The sequence below is a fragment of the Xenorhabdus sp. BG5 genome (assembly GCF_015163665.1).
GTDB lineage: Bacteria > Pseudomonadota > Gammaproteobacteria > Enterobacterales > Enterobacteriaceae > Xenorhabdus.
Window position 1 is genome coordinate 1 of sequence record NZ_JADEUG010000006.1, and the last position, 17,996, is coordinate 17,996.

Genomic DNA, 17,996 nt, shown 5'->3' on the forward strand with positions numbered 1-17,996 from the left:
CAGGCTCTGAATAAATTAACAGCACCTTTGGATATATTTGCTCAACTGGGAACGCAGGCGCTGGATAAATTAAAATCCACCTTAGATGCGTTTGTGCAATTGGGTGTTCAGACTCTGAATAAATTAACGGCACCTTTGGATATATTTGCTCAACTGGGAACGCAGGCGCTGGATAAATTAAAATCCACCTTAGATGCGTTTGTGCAATTGGGTGTTCAGGCTCTTAATAAATTAACATCTCCCCTGGATGTATTTGCTAAATTGGGTATGCAGGCTCTCGAAGAGTTAAAAGCCAGTCTAAATTTCTTTGCGCAGTTGGGTGTTCAGGCACTGGACAAGTTAAAATCCAGTCTGGATATATTTACTCAGATTGGGGTTCAGGGACTGGAAGAGTTAAGAGCCAATCTGAATAGATTTGCGCAGGTAGGGATTCAGGCTATGGAGAATTTAAGAGATGGCTTGAAGGCATTTGCACAATTTGGAACTGAGGCTTTGGAAGCGCTAAGAGCGGCCATGGACTTTTTTGGTAAAACCGGAAACAAGGTTTTTGGCTCACTTAATGATGGCGCTGATTTACTGTCTAATAAAGGAGGTAAAGATACTTTTGGAAGACAGCGAAAAGGCTTAGGAGCATTAGGAAATATTGGTCAAAAAGTTTTTGGCTTTTTAGGTAATGGCATAAATATTCTGGCAAGTGTTGGTGTAAAAGGTCTGTCTTTTTTAAGTAGTGCTTTTAGTGTATTAGGTAAAGCAATGCTGTTTATTGGCCGAGCTATGATGGCGAACCCTATTCTTGCCATTATTGGTGTTATCGCAATGGCTGCTATTTATATTTGGCAGAATTGGGAAACATTAGGCCCCAAATTCACTGCTTTGTGGGAAAACATCAAAAATTTTTGTAGCAATGCATGGCAGGGAATTAAAGACCGAGTTGGTGCAGCCTGGGAAGGTATTAAAAGTTATTTCATGGATGGTGGATTAATCGGTCTTATCTACCAAAATTGGGACACGATTAAACAAAGCGCCTCAGAAGCTTGGGAGTCAGTTAAAGCTAAAATAGGTGAAGTTTGGGAATCCGTTAAACAGAATACTTTAGAAATTTGGGAGAGCGTTAAAAAATCAATTTCAGATAGATGGAATGAAATTGTTGCTGATGTTCAGGCTATTCCTGAAAAATTAAAATCGGCAGGTTCAGCAATGATCGATAGTTTGCTAATTGGTATTCAAGAAAAATGGGAGAACCTGAAAAGTAAATTCGCCTCTATTACTGATTGGTTTAAATCGTGGTGGTCTGGTGATGATAAACAGGAAGTTACCGTAAAAACATCACAGGAAATTACCAAGAGCGACACATCTCAGCAAGCAAAACAGATTACCCAACATGATAAGGGCGGATTTATTCCTGCCGGGAAACCAGGCCTTGTAGGGGAATATGGGCCTGAAATTATCAATGGCCCAGCTAATGTTACCAGCCGAAAAAATACCGCGAAACTTGCTGCCTTGGGTCTTGCTGTTAGCTCAATGTCACTGCCGGTTGCGGCGCAGGATGCACCATTACACGCGCAGAGTTTACCTGCTCACGCTTATGAGGAAGTGCAGGCGAAACGGGAACGGAGTCAGCCACAGCAATACGGTGGCGCAGCACCGCAATATAACATCTATGTCTATGGCGCTCAGGGACAATCCGCGCAGGATATTGCCCGTGTGGTCAGGCAGGAATTGGAACAAAGGGAACGTATGCACCAAGCGCGTATGCGTAGCTCACTTTCAGACAGAGGAGAAGATTTCTCATGATGGCTGCACTTGGTTTGTTTGTTTTTATGCTGAAAACAACGCCATATCAAACTTTTCAATATAAACAGAGTTGGCGACATGCCTTCAACAGCCGCGTGGGAGCGCGGCCTGCCTGGCAGTTTGTCGGTTCAGACAATGATACGATCACACTATCAGGGGAACTTTATCCTGAACTGACAGGTGGTTCACTTTCATTGACCGCATTGAAATTGATGGCAGATAGTGGCAAGGCGTGGTCTTTTATTGATGGCAGTGGTGCCATTTACGGTATGTTCGTTATCGAAAGCATTGATGAGACTAAAACAGAGTTTATGTCAGGCGGTGCGGCCAGAAAAATCAGTTTCACGCTGACTTTGCGACGTGTTGACAATAATTTGCTCGAAATGTTGGGCGATTTGCAGGAGCAGCTTTCTGATATCAAGAAAGATTTACCTAATTTGCCAAAGAAACTTTCTGCATTCAAAGATGATGTTATTGATAAAGTCAAAGGAGTGTTCTCATGATTGATTTTGAAAAGTGGATACCCGACACGGATTGGGTTCCCCAATTTGATTTGGTCACTGGAAAAGTCAGTGAGCCCGCTTTTCGTCTGGAAATCAATAACAAGGATATCAGTGGGAATATCCAATCACGCCTGATGTCATTAACATTGACGGATAATCGTGGTTTGGAATCAGACCAGCTCGATATTGAGTTGGATGATGCGGATGGCATGCTGAGGCTGCCTCGTCGTGGCGATATTCTTAGATTAGAACTGGGGTGGCATGGCCACTCCTTAACGCCGAAGGGAAAATTTGTTGTTGATGAAATTGAACATGTTGGTGCACCAGATCGATTAACTATTCGTGCCCGTAGTGCGGATTTTCGTGGTGATCTGAATACGAAAAAGGAAATTTCTTACCATAAATGCACTTTAGGCAGTATTGTCAGTACTATCGCTGCCAGAAATAAATTGGCGTTTAAGATAAGTTCAGAGTTGGAAAATATCTCTATGCATGTCGATCAAACAAATGAATCTGACGTCAGCTTTTTGACTCGACTAGCAAAACAAGAAGGCGCAATCGCTTCAGTCAAAAATGGCGAATTATTGTTTGTTCAGCAAGGGAAGAATAAAGCGGCGAGTGGTAAGCCTATTCCGCCTGTACTGATTACGCGTAACTCGGGGGATAGTCACAGATTTTCTCTGTCCGATCGTGAGGCCTATACTGGTGTTGTTGCTCAATGGATGGATACACGTACAGCAACTAAACAGACGGTTAAACTGAGGCGAAAGGAATCAGAGGAAGGAAAAGCGGAACTTGTCGTTGAATATGAAAGTAGTAGCCAATCATCAGGCAAGAATTCTTCTCAAACAGGCAAAAAAACCACTAAAAAAGGGGATGCTTCTTCCGGGAAAAAGCAACCACAATCCTCTAAAAAGGAAAAAGATCTTAAAAATAAATCACCTGGCAAAGTTAATTTGGCGAAGAAAAATCCAAAAACTAAAGGTCGTGGAAAGCCGACTTATATTAAAAAGGGGAATAAAAAGAACAGTAAAAATAAAGGTCACGGCAGTATTGAGATAGAAGCAAATTTCGATATTGAAGCAAGCTTATCTTATGAAGAACAGCGTGAATCAACGGTTGAACACCATCAAACAACGACGGTACAGCAAGAATCTGCAAGCTATTTGGTGGGAACTCAGGAGAATATTCTAACGCTTTCGCGCATTTATTCTAACAAAGAAAGTGCAGAGCGTGCCGCTATCGCCGTTTGGAAAAAAATGCAACGAGGAGCGGCGCAGTTCTCTATCACATTAGCATTGGGGCGCGCTGATATTTATCCTGAAACTCCCGTCCAGTTAGAGGGGTTTAAGCCAGAAATTGATGGAACTGACTGGACTTTGGTCAAAGTCACTCACACGCTCAATGACAGTGGTTTTACGACATCATTAGATCTCGAAATAAAAATCGATGAAGTTGAAATGAGTACTTGATCTCAATATGAGATCTTTGGTATATTGTTCACCAGACGAGATGATGTTATTTCAAGACAGTTATTTCAAGACAGTTATTTCAAGATAACGATTTCAGAAAGGTGAACAATATGATTAAGTGTCCTCTGTGTGATCAATCAGCGCATACTCGTAGCAGCTTTGAACACTCAAGCCAAACAAAGGAGCGCTATAACCAATGTCAGAATATCAATTGTGGAGCAACGTTTGTCAGCCATGAAACCTTTGTCCGTTTCATTTCTAAGCCAGGTGAAGTCCAGAATGTGGCGCCACATCCAAGGGCAAAAACCAAGAGACAACCTCGCCAGAAAGCGGCTGCCGTACAATAAATAACGAAAAAATTATTGCTCCAGTTTTTTGCCACCGTTATGGTGGCTTTTTTTGGATGTTGGATTGAAGTAAGGGTCTCTATTCGAGATCTTTTTGTGACACCCACTCGTCAACAAAGTGGGCGTCAAAACCATTTGGCTGATTTACTTCTGGTTCTGATATTGTTCCTGCAAAATCCTTTGCATTTCATCTTTGATGTGTAGTTTTTCTTTTTTCAGACGCACAACTTTATCGTTGTAACCCGCACCATTTGGGCCTTCAAGTTGGGTTATCTCGTGGTCAAGTCGGTTATGTTTTTCAAACAGGGATTGGAAGCGGGGATGAGATTCTTTCAGGTTGGATACTAATTCACGATATTCTGGAAACATAAGACCTCCTATACGAAATTCACTACCACACTGCGTGAGTGTAGCAGGTCATTTTAATATCAGATTTGAGAAATATCACATAAAAAAGAACTGGTAGAACCTGTTAGGCTATTGGTGATAAATAAAATTTGACATTGATCATGAGTGAATAGTTTTCCCTTATCTAATGCCTTTAAGAATCAGAGCTTTGCCAAAAAACATAATTTACCCCTGTCTTTTTGTTGTTATTATCTAGTCTCCTTTTTAAACATATTCAGAGGTGATATATGAAAAAATATCTATTCCCTTTAGCTGCATTGATGGTATCAACGTCGGTTTTTGCTGACAAAAAACTTGAAGATATCGCCCCTTATCCTGCGCCTTCTGAGAAAATGGCTCGTAGCGTGATTGAATTGCCTCAGAAAGAACATGAAAACGGCTATATGGTCGAGTTGGTGATTGGCAAGGATATGAAAGTGGATTGTAATCATCACTGGTTTGGCGGTAAGTTGGAGACTAAAACGCTGGAAGGGTGGGGATATGACTATTATGTGCTAAATAATGTGACTGGTCCCGCTTCAACAAAAATGGCTTGTCCAAATGAAGAAAAAACAGTGCGTTTTGTTCAGGTTCAGCTAGGTAAGGATGCTTTTATCCGTTATAACAGCAAATTACCTATCGTAGTATATACGCCAAAATCGTTGACAGTTAAATATCGTATTTGGCAAGCTTCGGATGAAGTAAAAAAAGCGGTTATCAAATAAGTTATTGATTAAATAAATAAACAACCTGAGTTGTTATATTAAACTCAGGTTGTTTAAACATGCATTTCTTCATTGCTTATTATTAAGTTAACAATAAAGCAATCTGTAATAAACCAATATAAATTGGTTTTTCTTTATTTTTCTGTCTGCGATTCCTTGCCCATAATTAAAAACACTAACTAAACTGTTTTTGGATTCTTTTGCATTTATGCAAATATCATTAAGGAATCGTCGAATGTTTAAAAAGTTATCGGCAGAGTTTTTGGGTACTTTTTGGTTGGTGTTTGGTGGATGTGGTAGTGCTGTTTTAGCTGCGGCATTTCCACAGCTGGGGATTGGTTTTGTGGGCGTATCTCTGGCTTTTGGTTTAACTGTGGTAACGATGGCCTATGCTGTAGGGCATATTTCAGGAGGGCACTTTAATCCGGCAGTAACATTGGGGTTGTTCGCGGGCGGGCGTATTTCTGCTAAAGAGGTTATTCCTTATGTTATTGCCCAAGTGATTGGAGGAATTGCGGCAGCCGCGGTACTGTACCTTATCGCTAGCGGTAAAAGTGGTTTTGATGCAACAGCAAGTGGTTTTGCATCTAATGGCTATGGTGAACATTCTCCTGGTGGTTTTTCATTACGAGCTGCAATTATTATTGAATTAGTATTAACCGGATTTTTCTTGATTGTCATTCTTGGAGCAACAGATAAAAATGCACCAGCAGGTTTTGCACCATTGGCTATCGGTTTAGCATTGACACTTATTCACTTAATCAGTATCCCAGTAACAAATACATCGGTTAACCCGGCAAGAAGTACTGCGGTTGCTATTTTCCAGGGGACCTGGGCCTTGGAGCAGCTTTGGGTATTTTGGTTGATTCCATTAATTGGTGGTGCTATCGGTGGGTTGATATACCGGACACTCTTACAGAAAGATGATTCATCCGTTAATTAATATTTCTCATATTTTGATTAAGCCATGTTATAGCATGGCTTTTTTGATTCCTTTTTATGGTAGATTTATTCACATTTCAATCTCTTCTTAAAAGGAAAAATGATGGAGCAAAATATAACATGGGAACGAGGTGAATATTGGGTTACAACGGATAAGAGTAAGATTGATATTCATTTCGTACATAGTGAATTAACGCAATTATTTTGGGCGCGTGGTGTTGAGTTTGATAAGGTCAAAACTGCAATAGAAAATAGTTTATGCTTTGCATTATTTCATCGTGATAGAGCAATTGGGTTTGCAAGGTTAGTAACTGATTTTTCAATGTTTTCTTATCTTTCAGATGTGTTTATTATCGATGACTATCAGAAGAGGGGATTAGGGCGTTGGTTGGTAGAATGTGTTTTACAGCATCCGATTATTCCTCATGTAAAACACGTGATGTTGGTGACATCTAATGCGGGTTGGCTTTATAAGAAACTGGGATTTTCACCTGTTGTAGAGCAGGATTTTGTATGGACATTAGACAAAACTGAAAATACTTGAAGTACCTTTATAAACACTAAGAAAGCAGGCGGTTATTATTAGTATTTGGATAATGCCGCCTGTGTTATTAGCCAATAAGGCTCATCATTTCATCAATATTCATGCAATTCATCCCAATGATGAATGATTTGCCCAACAATACCGTAATTACGGGCTTCTTTTGGTTCCATCCAGTAATTCCGATCGGTATCTTTTGCGACCTTATCAAGGGATTGATTGGTTGCTTTCCTGATCAGCTGATGGATCATAAAACGGGTATTTGGTAGGGAGTAACGGTTTTCTTTAGATAAATATTTTTATTGGATCATTACTGATTTCCCTGCAAAATTATCAGTTGTGTCATTACATTTTCAGCAAGCGATTGATGGATTTCACTAGAAATAATAACAGATCGTGATTTAATGAGTTGATTTTGAGTATATGAAGTTGCTGTTGTTTCTTTTTCTGCGCTATTTATAAATTCGCAATACATTGTTTTTCTCTCCTGTAATAAATAATATTGGATATATAAATAATATAGCTTTTAAAAATAATGTTTTCTAAAAAATTTGAACTTTATTTCAGTTTTGTAACATCATCAAAAAAATTGAATTATTTTTTTAAAAAAATTTAATTTATTTGTGGGATTATGATGATATATATTTATGTTCATGATTTCTTAGCGTTTTGTAGTGTGTGTAATAAAATAAGATAAAATAAAAAACTCAGTGTATTTACAGTTAGGTTTGGTTGTATATTGTCACTTTCCTGCTGTAAGTTTTATTTCGTTATTTATATATTCAAAAGCATGTGAGTTAATGTTTTATGCTCAGCAATATCTGCATATTGCTAACTGTATTAATTGGCTGTGATGTAAATGTAATAAATTAGGAATGAATTATGGAACGTCTTGACATAGAAGAAGTGTCTAACAAAATTCTACGTGAATTATTGCAGTATCGGCGTCGTTTCCCTGAGTCTGAACATACACTTCAATATGAAGAAAAAAAGGTTTCTGAGGTTCAATTGTCACGTATCCGTGCATTTGTGGAACAAGGGAAACCTATCGAATGTATTTTACCTGCATTTCCAACAAAATCCCCCAATCCTAGAAAAGTATTGGGTAAAATGCCGGATATGGCAGAAAAGTTATCACTGATTTTTCTAAACTCCCTTTGCCAGCGTATTCAACTTTATTATCCACCTGGGGCAAATATTGTTATTTGTTCTGATGGACATGTTTTTAGTGATCTTATTCTTGTCGATGATGACACAATTACCCATTATCAATTAGAAATTGAAAAATTGCTGCATGAACTGGGCGCGACTCATCTTTCAGTTTTTAATCTTGGTAACGTTGAATCACTAACGCAATATACTAATGATTACGATCAACTGCGTGAATTATTGGTCAGTCGTTATGCCTCTTCAATCGAGGAGATCAAGGAAGAACTCAAAAAAACCGAAGAAGGTGTTCAATTATATCGAGCGATTACTCGTTTTCTTTATGAAGATAGCTTATTGCCAGAATATACAGGTTCAAAAAATGCGTTGCAAAAAGATGCACGCCAGCGCTCGGCTGGGGTTATCCAACGCAGCTGGGCGTGGGGTAATTTGCTGGCAGAACAATTCCCTCTAGCGATCCGTCTTTCTATTCACCCGCAACCTGTAGACAGTATCAAAATTGGTATTCATATGATGCCGACTCGGGATGATTGGTTGACACCGTGGCACGGTGTGGCGGCCAACATTAACGGTCAGTTTGTACTGATGAAAAGTGATGAAGTGAAAAAGATGAATGGAAAGCTGATCGAAATTCGGGGGGTTCCAAGCCATTACGTGATTGAAACGCCATCTGAAGAAAACCCACAAACAGAATTTCAAACGGCGACAGTATAAGCAGCATAACCACGTGGTATACCCGTATTTTAGAGAGAAAAATCATGAATACCTATGAACTTGATTGTCATATTGAGGGGATGAAACCTTTTGGCGTATTTATTACTCCCAATTACCCTGATCAGGATATTACCACTCTGTCAGTTGATGCTTTGCGTGAATTAGCTCGTACTCATCTGCTGGTTGTATTGCGTGGCTTTCAATCCGGTTTTACGGATAAAGAGAAATTGGCGGAATATTCTGGCCGTTGGGGTGAAATCATGATGTGGCCATTTGGTGCTGTATTGGATGTTATGGAGCATCCAGATCCGTCTGACCATGTTATGGACAGTGGTAATTTACCGTTGCATTGGGATGGAATGTATAGAGAAACAATTCCTGAATTTCAGCTATTTCACTGTGTTTCTGCCCCCGAAGCGGCTCAAGGAGGGCGCACCACGTTTGTCAACACGGAACAATTGATTATTGATGCCAGTGATGAAGAGCGTAATAGATGGAAAAATACCACCATTACTTACCGTACAAGCCGCGTCACCCATTATGGTGGTGAAGTGGTTTCACCATTGGTTTGTTCTCACCCCGACGGCGAAAAATGGGTGATGCGTTACAATGAGCCAATGGGTAAAGAAGATGTGAAGTATGCTGATCATCACGCTTTGAAGATAGATGGCATGTCACAGGAAGAGCAACAAGCCCTTGAGGAAACACTGTATAACCGATTGTATGATCCGCGTTATTTCTACGCTCATCAATGGCAGTCTGGTGATATTGCGATTTGCGATAACTTCACTTTATTACATGGACGTGAAGCGTTTATTTCCCGTTCTCCTCGCCATATTCAGCGGGTGCATATCCACGGCGTGCCTGTGTGTAAGAATCACAGCTTCCGCACTATTACTGTTTCCAGTGCTGATTGAGTAGAAGGAGACTCGATTAATGTCTCGTATTGTTTTAGCGGCTATTGCAACGCCTGGCCATGTTTTTCCAATATTCACTATTGCGGAACATTTAATAGGGCAGGGACATGATGTCACCATATTCAGTGGTTCCTTGTTTCAACAGCAAACGGAAGCGTTAGGGGCTACTTTTGTTCCTTTCGATGAGCAAGTGGATATTGATTACCGTTGTTTGGAAAAATATTTTCCTGAACGGGCAGAACTTCCGCCGGGAAATGCTCAGATGGCGCTGGCGTTAAGGCAATTTTTTGCTGCACCTATTCCTGTGTTGTCGAAACAATTACTGCAAGTTATTGACGAGGGACAAGCTGACCTGCTGATTATCGATAATACTTTTTATGCCGCGTTGCCGTTATTGCAGAAACCGGCTGAAAAACGTATCCCTGTCATTGCTATTGGTGTTACGCCCCTGGCGTGGTCAGCAAAGGATGCCATATTCTGGGGCGCGCGGATACCACCTGAATTATTACCTGCTGATTTGACACGCGAGCAATTAGTCGATGAGGAAACGCACCAATTAATTGAGCAGGTCAGGACAGCATTCAACCAGTCGCTTGCGGCGGTGGATTGTCCCCCACTGACAACGGATCACAATGATGTTTTGATGAGCGGGGTTGATCGTTTCTTACAACTGGCAACGCAATCATTTGAATTTTCTCGTGATGATTTACCTGAAACGGTGAATTTTATCGGATCGTTGCCGGTGAAAGTGAAAGATGATAAAACGCAAATCAGTTGGCCGGATGAAAGCCTGCCGTTGATCTTGGTGACTCAGGGAACACTGGCTAATATTGATTTTAACCAATTGATATTGCCCACATTGCGTGGGTTAGCAACGTTGCCGGTTCGGGTATTAGCGATTACAGGCGGTCGTTCTATCGATGTCCTGGGAAAAGACCTTCCAGAAAATGCCAGAGTGGTCGAGTATCTCAATTTTGAACACTGGCTCCCCAAAGCAGCCATTTTTATTACTAATGGTGGTTATGGTTCTCTGAATTCAGCCATTCGTCATGGCGTACCTTTGGTGGTCGCGGGAACAGGAGATGGTAAATTAGAAGCTGTCGCTCGTGTTATCTGGTCACGTTGTGGTATCAGTTTGCATACTGATACACCTAATGAACAGCAGTTATATCAGGCAGTGACAAGGATATTATCTTCCCCGATATGGCGCCAGCAGTCACAGATCATTAAGGCTGATTATGCTGCCCATAATGCTTTGGCATCAATAACTCATCATGTTAATGAATTGATTGCCCAATATACGCATTAAACTTCAAATTGCAATTTACAACACGCTATGAAACCTGATTTCTCCCCGCTTGGCGGGGAGAAATCACACGCATTTTGAAGTTAGATTGGTATAGATATTATGTCTGTCTACAACAGGGTAAATGGAGCGCGGTACGTTTTTCTTACCGCGTTCTTTTATGATTAGACTTTTTCTCGCACGCCTTCAACGGAAATGATCAGTTCGACTTCCTGAGATTTTGGCCCCAGATCTTCTTTGATATTAAAGTCTTTTAGTTTGAGTTTGGCTGTCGCTTCAAAACCAGCACGGTAGCCACCCCACGGGTCGTTTCCTGCATTGATCAATTTTGCGTCCAGTGTGACAGGTTTAGTCACACCATTTAATGTGAGATCGCCGGTAATAAAGTAATGTCCATCTTCTTTCTTAACATTCGTTGATGTGAATTTAGCTTCAGGATATTTATTGCTGTTCAAAAAGTTAGGTCCACGTAAATGCTTATCTCGTTCGGCATGTTTGGTATCGACACTATCGGTTTTGATAACCACATTCACTTTATCATTTGCTGGGTTTTGCGGATCAAAAGTAAAGTTACCATCGAAATCTTTAAAACCGCCATAAAGCCAGCTAAATCCTAAATGCTGAATACGAAATTCAATAAAGGCATGTTGGCCTATTTTATCGAACTTATAATCAGCAGCGAGTGCGTTTCCTGTACTCATGAGCCATCCCCCTACGGTCAGGGCTACTAGCGTCTTTTTCAGCATAATAATTCTCCAAAAGTCATTTTAATTTGGTTTATAACCAAATATTCTTTTTAGGGTGGTATCACGATCAATAAAGTGATGTTTCAGTGCCGCAAGCCCATGTAATAGGGAGAGCACGACAACAGTCCAGGCAAGATAAAGATGAATAACGCCCGCCGTATCAGCCTGTATGCCCTGGCCTGTGATGGTTGCAGGGATTTCAAACCAGCCAAAAATGCTGATAGGCTGCCCATCGGCTGTAGAAATGAGATATCCACTAAATAGAATACCAAATAAGGCGATATAGAGAGTGAGTTGCATTAGTTGTGAACTGATGCGTATAAAAAGACTGTAGCTTGCCAAAGGTTTTGGTGGCGGCGAAATGAATCGCCATATTACCCGAATAATCATGATAATAAATAATAAACTACCTATACTTTTATGCAGTTCAGGAGCACGATGATACCAGTTATCATAGTAACTTAATGTAACCATCCATAATCCAAGTGCAAACATTCCATAAACAGCGAGCGCGACTAGCCAATGAATTAAAATAGAAATATGACCAAAGCTGGTGGAAGTGTTTTTGAGTGACATATTATATCCTTATTTTTAATATAAAGATGTTTCTACAATATAGACGAGAGTTTTTAAAGTGCATAGTGAATTAATTTCTTTATTTTGTGTGTTATTTTGTTTTTTTATGGGGTGTTATTCTAATAATATGGCATTTTATAATGGATTAGCTAATTTATTATTTCCATAGGAAAATATAATATTTTGATATAATCACACTATTCTATTATTCTAAATAGCATTTCAACATGGCAGGCGTATTCCTTACGCCGCGCGGGGTAAGGAACTCCAACATGTGATACTCTCAGTATGATGAAAACCCATTTAGAGAGAAAGAAATGTATACATTGTGGATAGCCAATAAAAATTACTCTTCCTGGTCACTGCGTCCGTGGATTTTGCTCAGGGCGCTGAATATTCCTTTTAATGAGAAGTTGAGCTATTTTGAAGATGGTAAAAGCAGCCGTGAGAAATTCCAGGCATTTTCACCTACGGGTTTGGTTCCTTGTTTGATTGATGGAGAGATTACTGTTTGGGATTCTCTGGCAATTATCGAATATATTGCTGAGGATCATGCTCAAGTTTGGCCATCAGATAAAACAGCCAGAGCATGGGCGAGAAGTGCTGCGGCGGAAATGCATTCTGGTTTTGCGACATTACGCCAGCTTTGCCCGATGGATTGTTCTATTCATAATGAGTTTAATGAAATAACTCCCGAATTGCAGTGCGATATTGAACGAATTGATGCACTTTGGGCAGAAGGGCTAACTCGGTTTGGTGGTGAATGGCTGGCGGGAGATAAATTCACGGCTGTCGATGCATTTTATGCCCCTGTGGTTTTCCGTGCTCAAACCTACGGATTGAAATTTTCTGCAATCAGTCAGGGATGGGTTAATCGTATGTTAAAGCATCCAGCTATTATGGAATGGACAGAGTCTGCGTTAAAAGAACCGAAGATAGCACATTAATTCATATTTTATGAAAAAAAAGTTATGATTCAGGGTGCTTTGTGTACCCTGATTTAATAACCTATTTTTATAGTTAATTATACCAACCTAACTTCAAGATACGTGTGATATCTCCCCGCGAAGCGGGGAGATATCAGGTTTCATAGCGTGTTGTAAATTGCAACTTGAAGTTTAATGCGTATATATATTTTTTTTGTATTTATCAAAATTATAAATTAGGTGATTATTTAAATTATTTTTAAATCACTTTAATAAGTACGTGTTTATTTATTCATTTTTATACCAATCCAACTGCAATATGTGTGTTATATTTCCCCGCGCAGCGGGGAAATATAAGGCCTTGCCTCGTCTTGTGGATTGCAACTTGAAGTTTGTTGAGTATATACATGATGTGTTCTTCATTCTATGGAGCAAAAAGGATAACGGATGGATTGGGAAAATATTGTTTTTAGTGGGATTTTCAGTGGATTAGTTGGAGGTATTCTCTGGACTATACAGAAAAAAGGTAGAATGAGTAAGAACGTATCCATTGTGATCTTTATTATTGCCACAATTGGTTGGAATGTGTTTGATTTTAAAGTATTGCGCAGTACTAAAGGGGGTATTATTGACGGTACGGATCTTGTAATCGAAAAAGAAGATGAACCCATTTTTCTGACTATTAAAAACAAAGATCCGAAACTTTATGATGAGTTTAAACAAAAGATTCTGGCTTTGCAGAAAGAAGGAAAAAGCCACGATGTCATTTATGGTGAAGTGGTGAATAAGTTAATTTCTCTGGTCAATAAGCGTATTTTGTTTGCTCTTGATAAAGATATTGTCGCTCATGCGCAATTGGTGATAAAACAGATGGAGTTTTTGCAGCAAGTAAGTGCTGAAAAATGTCTCAGGTTTGTTTTTCCAGAGATGAACAAAAATGTTTATGATCTTTTGGAAATATCAAAATCGTTTCCAAAAGAGTTGTATAACCAACGGATTAAAGCTGATAGGGAGTTGATTATTTCCTCTTATAGTGAGCAGCAGTATCAATCCTCAGACAAGGATGATGTTCTTGCCTTACAAGATCTGGAAACAATTATGGTTGATATGGTGCATAAATATGGGGAAGACATTACCTTGTTGGACTCTTATCAGAGTGTTACTACGAATAAAGAGAAAAGCTGTGAGCTACTTATTGATATAAATAAAAGATTTATTGAATTACCACCAGAGAGAGCCGCTCGCTTATATCGTTATTTGATGAGTCAGAGTCAATAGAATATAAAGGATTTCTCTATATACTATTCAATAGAGTCAATCCATTGTAGCTGCTAACATTTTCCTCATTCATGTTAGCAGCTGTCTCATCAAATCTAACTACCATTTCACTTTAAAAATCAATAGATAAAAGCGTTAACCTGTTCATCTGAAAAAAAAGCTCCGTGTAGGAACGGAGCTGGAATGGGTAAAAGTAGCTGGGAAAATGTAGTACAAAGGTATAATAACTCTGCAACATTAAATGCGGATTAAACAAAGAAGAGATGAGCATATGATTGCTTAATGGGAAATTGCATCCCGAATGGCTTCCAATGAAGCGGGGTTCTCAATCAGGGCAATATCGCTTGGCTCACGTCCTTCACAAATGGCCTGCATGGTACGGCGCAACATTTTTCCTGAACGCGTTTTCGGTAATTGTGTCACAAAATAGACGCGTGCCGGACGGCCAACGCTGCCGATTTTTTTATCCACCAATTCCATTAATGCTTTCTCTAAGGTGGCAAAATGGTCAGCATTCTGGATTTCTCGTCCTTCTTTGAGGACAGCAAACGCCACGGCGGCTTGCCCCTTCACTTCATCCTTGATACCAATGACGGCAACTTCGGCGACATCTTCGTGGCTGGCAATGCACTCTTCAATCTCCCGCGTTCCCAAACGATGGCCGGAAACGTTAATCACATCATCCGAACGTCCCAGAATAAAATAATAACCCTCGTTGTCACGTATTCCCCAGTCAAACGTCGAATAGACTTGCTGGTCAAAGTGACTCCAGTAAGTATTAATGAAACGGGGATCGTCGCCATAGATAGTCTGGATGCAACCTGGCGGTAAAGGGCCTTTGATGACCAGCATTCCCTTTTCATTATCACCACATTCCTGACCAGTCAGTTCGTTGAGCAGCTTGACGTTAAAACCGTACATGGGAAAACCGGTGCTACCAAAACGGCCTGGCCTGTCATCCAGACTGCGGGCAATCGCCATAATGGGCCAGCCCGTTTCAGTTTGCCAGTAGTTATCAATGACAGGCACATTAATGGTTTCGGCAATCCAACGGGCAGTATGTTCATCAAGCGGCTCTCCCGCTAAATAGAGTGTTTCAAGCGATGAGATATCATATTTGGCGATACAATCCGTCGGGTATTTTTTCAAAACGCGGATTGCCGTAGGGGCAGAAAACATTCTGGTGACACGATATTTTTCGACAATTTGCCACCAAATGCCCGCATCTGGGCGTATCGGGAGACCTTCATACATGATCGTTGCCATGCCGGCGATTAAGGGAGCATAGACAATATAAGAGTGTCCGACAATCCAGCCAATATCCGATGTGCAGAAAAAAACGCCGCCTGCCTTACCGCCAAAAATAACGCCCATTGATGTCGCCAGCGCCACGGCATAACCGCCGACATCGCGTTGAACCCCTTTCGGGGTTCCGGTTGTGCCTGATGTATAGAGAACACAAGAAGTTTCATTGGATTCGAGCCATGTGACAGGGATTTCCGCATCAAGATGCTTCTGCCGTAATGTGGCAAAATCGACATCCCTGCCATTCACCCAATGAATATCGGACAACCCACGATCCACCATCAAAACATGGCGTGGCGTGTGCCTGGCTAATTCAATGGCCTCATCAAGCAGAGGCTTATAAGGAATGATTTTTCCCCCACGTGAACCCGCATCCGCGGAGACGACTAAAACCGGTTCGGCGTTATCTAATCGGGTAGCGAGGCTGTGGGAAGCAAATCCCCCAAATACGACCGAATGGATTGCCCCAATACGGGCACAGGCCAGTAAAATAAACAGCGCTTCGGCGACCATTGGCATGTAAACAACAACACGATCGCCTTTTTTTACGCCGAGCGACAACATGATAGCGGCGGCGCGATTCACTTCCCGATGCAGTTCTTTATAGGTGAAAACTTGCTCGCTATTGGTTTCCATTGATATGGCAATCAGTGCGCTGGCATCGGGTTGGATTTCCAGCCAGCGGTCTAGTGCGTTGTAGCAGAGATTAGTTTTTCCGCCACAAAACCAATGGGCAAACGGAGGATGACTATGATCCAGGGTTTGTGCAAAAGGCTGTTGCCAGTGTATGCGTTTGGCCTGTTCTGCCCAAAAAGTATCGGGATCATCAATGGAATGCCGATAGAAATCTTGGAATGACATAATCCCTCCTACATTCATCTCTCACGGGTATACAAATTATATGACATATAAATCAAGGTATTCGTTTACCGGGATGTCTCTCAATGACATCAGGTCAAGAGATATTGCTAAAATTTTTTGTTGTTGCTCTTGCGGGAAGCGACGCGCCAGATTGGTTTTGAATTTCTCCTCTAATAGCGGAATGCCATCTTTACGGCGACGAGCGTGTCCAATCGGGAATTCGACTTTAACTTCATCCAATTGGGTGCCATCGGTGAATATCAACGTCAGCGCATTGGCAATGGAGCGTTTTTCGGGATCATGATAGTCACGGGTGAAATCGGGGTCTTCGAGGCAGACTATTTTTTCCCGCAAGACGTCAATGCGTGGATCGGCAGCGATATCATCTTCATAATCCGCCGCCGTCAGACGACCAAAAATCAGCGGAACGGCCACCATATATTGAATGCAGTGATCCCGGTCAGCGGGATTGTTCAATGGCCCCTGTTTATCAATGATTCTGATACAAGCTTCGTGGGTACGTATAGTGATTTGAGCAATATCTTCAATGCCCTTGCCGTGCTCTTTCAGTTGCTGATGCAGAAGTATGGCCGCTTCCACCGCAGTTTGTGAATGGAATTCTGCCGGAAAAGAGATTTTGAACAGCACATTTTCCATGACATAAGAACCATAAGGGCGCTGGAATTTGAATGGCTGACCATTGAACAGAACGTCATAAAATCCCCAGGTTTTGGCAGATAATACAGAGGGATAGCCCATTTCACCTGTTTGGGCTATCAGAGCCAGACGCACGGCACGGGAAGTTGCATCCCCCGCTGCCCAGGATTTGCGCGAGCCGGTATTGGGGGCATGGCGATAGGTTCTCAAGGATTGTCCGTCAACCCAGGCCAATGAAACCGCACTTAATATTTCTTCACGTTTCAGCCCTAACAGTTGAGCGACAACCGCCGTGGAAGCCACTTTGACTAAAACGACATGATCCAATCCGACTTTATTGAACGCATTTTCTAATGCCAGACAGCCTTGAATTTCATGCGCTTTGATCATCGCAGCCAGAACATCCCACATGGTGAGTGGCTTTTCTCCGCGGGCAATGGCATTTCTGGACAGCCAGTCGGCGGTGGCAAGTATTCCGCCAAGATTATCAGAAGGATGTCCCCATTCGGCCGCCAGCCAGGTGTCATTGAAATCGAGCCAGCGAATCATTGCACCAATGTTGAATGCAGCCTGAACAGGATCAAGCTGGAATTGGGTTCCTGGTACGCGTGCGCCATTAAGCACCGTTGTTCCCGGCACAATGGGCCCTAATAGTTTTGTACAGGCGGGGTATTCCAGCGCTTCTAATCCACAACCCAAAGTATCTATCAGGCAGTGGTGGGCTGTGGCATAAGCAATTGGGGATATAATGGTGTAGTCCATGACATAATCCACAATATCTACAATCACCTGATCGTAATCAGGGCGGTTGTTAACAACAGAGGTAGACATA

16 protein-coding genes and 2 pseudogenes are annotated in these 17,996 nt (G+C 41.3%); 12 read left to right on the plus strand and 6 right to left on the minus strand.

Annotated features, from left to right (window positions below; genetic code table 11):
- The 4 genes and pseudogenes from IQ209_RS04705 to IQ209_RS04720 form a co-directional block, all read left to right on the plus strand.
- Nucleotides 1-1,794 (plus strand): annotated as a pseudogene (locus IQ209_RS04705) (phage tail protein); the annotation flags it as partial.
- Nucleotides 1,791-2,297 (plus strand): phage tail protein, encoded by a 507-nt coding sequence (locus tag IQ209_RS04710; protein ID WP_193849466.1) that lies wholly within the window; start codon nucleotides 1,791-1,793, stop codon nucleotides 2,295-2,297. The pseudogene IQ209_RS04705 and the gene IQ209_RS04710, both read left to right, overlap by 4 nt.
- Nucleotides 2,294-3,769: a phage late control D family protein gene (locus tag IQ209_RS18715; RefSeq protein ID WP_193849468.1), complete on the plus strand. Its 1,476-nt coding sequence runs from the start codon at nucleotides 2,294-2,296 to the stop codon at nucleotides 3,767-3,769. The genes IQ209_RS04710 and IQ209_RS18715 overlap by 4 nt, the downstream gene beginning before the upstream one ends.
- 110 nt (nucleotides 3,770-3,879) lie before the next feature.
- Complete coding sequence (locus tag IQ209_RS04720) at nucleotides 3,880-4,116, plus strand: ogr/Delta-like zinc finger family protein (protein ID WP_193849469.1); 237 nt, start codon at nucleotides 3,880-3,882, stop codon at nucleotides 4,114-4,116.
- 144 nt (nucleotides 4,117-4,260) lie between these two features.
- Here the strand turns inward: IQ209_RS04720 and IQ209_RS04725 are convergent, their stop codons facing one another.
- A complete protein-coding gene (locus tag IQ209_RS04725; RefSeq protein ID WP_193849471.1) occupies nucleotides 4,261-4,485 on the minus strand; it encodes a YdcH family protein in 225 nt (74 codons plus the stop codon).
- 266 nt (nucleotides 4,486-4,751) lie between these two features.
- Here IQ209_RS04725 and eco point away from each other — a divergent pair, with 266 nt between their 5' ends.
- The 3 genes from eco (at nucleotide 4,752) to IQ209_RS04740 (ending at nucleotide 6,714) form a co-directional block, all read left to right on the plus strand.
- Entirely contained in the window at nucleotides 4,752-5,228 is a 477-nt protein-coding gene (gene eco / locus IQ209_RS04730) for a serine protease inhibitor ecotin (protein WP_193849473.1), read from the plus strand.
- Between the two features lie 235 nt (nucleotides 5,229-5,463).
- Nucleotides 5,464-6,171 (plus strand): aquaporin Z, encoded by a 708-nt coding sequence (aqpZ, locus tag IQ209_RS04735; protein ID WP_193849475.1) that lies wholly within the window; start codon nucleotides 5,464-5,466, stop codon nucleotides 6,169-6,171.
- 102 nt (nucleotides 6,172-6,273) lie between these two features.
- On the plus strand, nucleotides 6,274-6,714 hold the full coding sequence (locus tag IQ209_RS04740) for a GNAT family N-acetyltransferase (protein WP_193849477.1): 441 nt from the start codon (nucleotides 6,274-6,276) through the stop codon (nucleotides 6,712-6,714).
- A gap of 92 nt (nucleotides 6,715-6,806) precedes the next feature.
- On the opposite strand, the pseudogene IQ209_RS04745 reads toward IQ209_RS04740, so the two are convergent.
- Nucleotides 6,807-7,186: pseudogene (locus tag IQ209_RS04745) on the minus strand (ATP-dependent Clp protease proteolytic subunit).
- Nucleotides 7,187-7,593: 407 nt separating this feature from the next.
- Between IQ209_RS04745 and pvcA the strand changes: the two are divergent.
- The 3 genes from pvcA to IQ209_RS04760 are packed head-to-tail and all read left to right on the plus strand — an operon-like array spanning nucleotide 7,594 to nucleotide 10,818.
- Entirely contained in the window at nucleotides 7,594-8,592 is a 999-nt protein-coding gene (gene pvcA / locus IQ209_RS04750; protein ID WP_193849479.1) for an L-tyrosine isonitrile synthase, read from the plus strand.
- A gap of 44 nt (nucleotides 8,593-8,636) precedes the next feature.
- Entirely contained in the window at nucleotides 8,637-9,509 is an 873-nt protein-coding gene (pvcB, locus tag IQ209_RS04755) for a tyrosine isonitrile desaturase/decarboxylase (RefSeq protein WP_193849481.1), read from the plus strand.
- A 19-nt stretch (nucleotides 9,510-9,528) separates the two neighbouring features.
- Complete coding sequence (locus tag IQ209_RS04760; protein WP_193849483.1) at nucleotides 9,529-10,818, plus strand: rhabduscin glycosyltransferase; 1,290 nt, start codon at nucleotides 9,529-9,531, stop codon at nucleotides 10,816-10,818.
- Between the two features lie 161 nt (nucleotides 10,819-10,979).
- Here the strand turns inward: IQ209_RS04760 and IQ209_RS04765 are convergent, their stop codons facing one another.
- Entirely contained in the window at nucleotides 10,980-11,561 is a 582-nt protein-coding gene (locus IQ209_RS04765) for a YceI family protein (RefSeq protein WP_193849485.1), read from the minus strand.
- Nucleotides 11,562-11,582: 21 nt separating this feature from the next.
- Complete coding sequence (locus IQ209_RS04770) at nucleotides 11,583-12,137, minus strand: cytochrome b (protein ID WP_193849487.1); 555 nt, start codon at nucleotides 12,135-12,137, stop codon at nucleotides 11,583-11,585.
- Nucleotides 12,138-12,454: 317 nt separating this feature from the next.
- On the opposite strand from IQ209_RS04770, the gene IQ209_RS04775 reads away from it, so the two are divergent.
- Both IQ209_RS04775 and IQ209_RS04780 read left to right on the plus strand, forming a co-directional pair.
- Nucleotides 12,455-13,084, plus strand: a complete 630-nt coding sequence (locus tag IQ209_RS04775; protein ID WP_193849489.1) for a glutathione S-transferase family protein — start codon at nucleotides 12,455-12,457, stop codon at nucleotides 13,082-13,084.
- Between the two features lie 426 nt (nucleotides 13,085-13,510).
- Entirely contained in the window at nucleotides 13,511-14,341 is an 831-nt protein-coding gene (locus IQ209_RS04780) for a hypothetical protein (protein ID WP_193849491.1), read from the plus strand.
- A 279-nt stretch (nucleotides 14,342-14,620) separates the two neighbouring features.
- On the opposite strand, the gene IQ209_RS04785 is transcribed toward IQ209_RS04780, so the two are convergent.
- The gene (locus IQ209_RS04785) at nucleotides 14,621-16,507 is read right to left on the minus strand and encodes a propionate--CoA ligase (RefSeq protein WP_193849493.1); all 1,887 of its coding nucleotides are present in this window, start codon (nucleotides 16,505-16,507) and stop codon (nucleotides 14,621-14,623) included.
- Between the two features lie 36 nt (nucleotides 16,508-16,543).
- On the minus strand, nucleotides 16,544-17,995 hold the full coding sequence (locus tag IQ209_RS04790; protein ID WP_193849495.1) for a bifunctional 2-methylcitrate dehydratase/aconitate hydratase: 1,452 nt from the start codon (nucleotides 17,993-17,995) through the stop codon (nucleotides 16,544-16,546).
- Nucleotide 17,996: the final 1 nt, after the last annotated feature.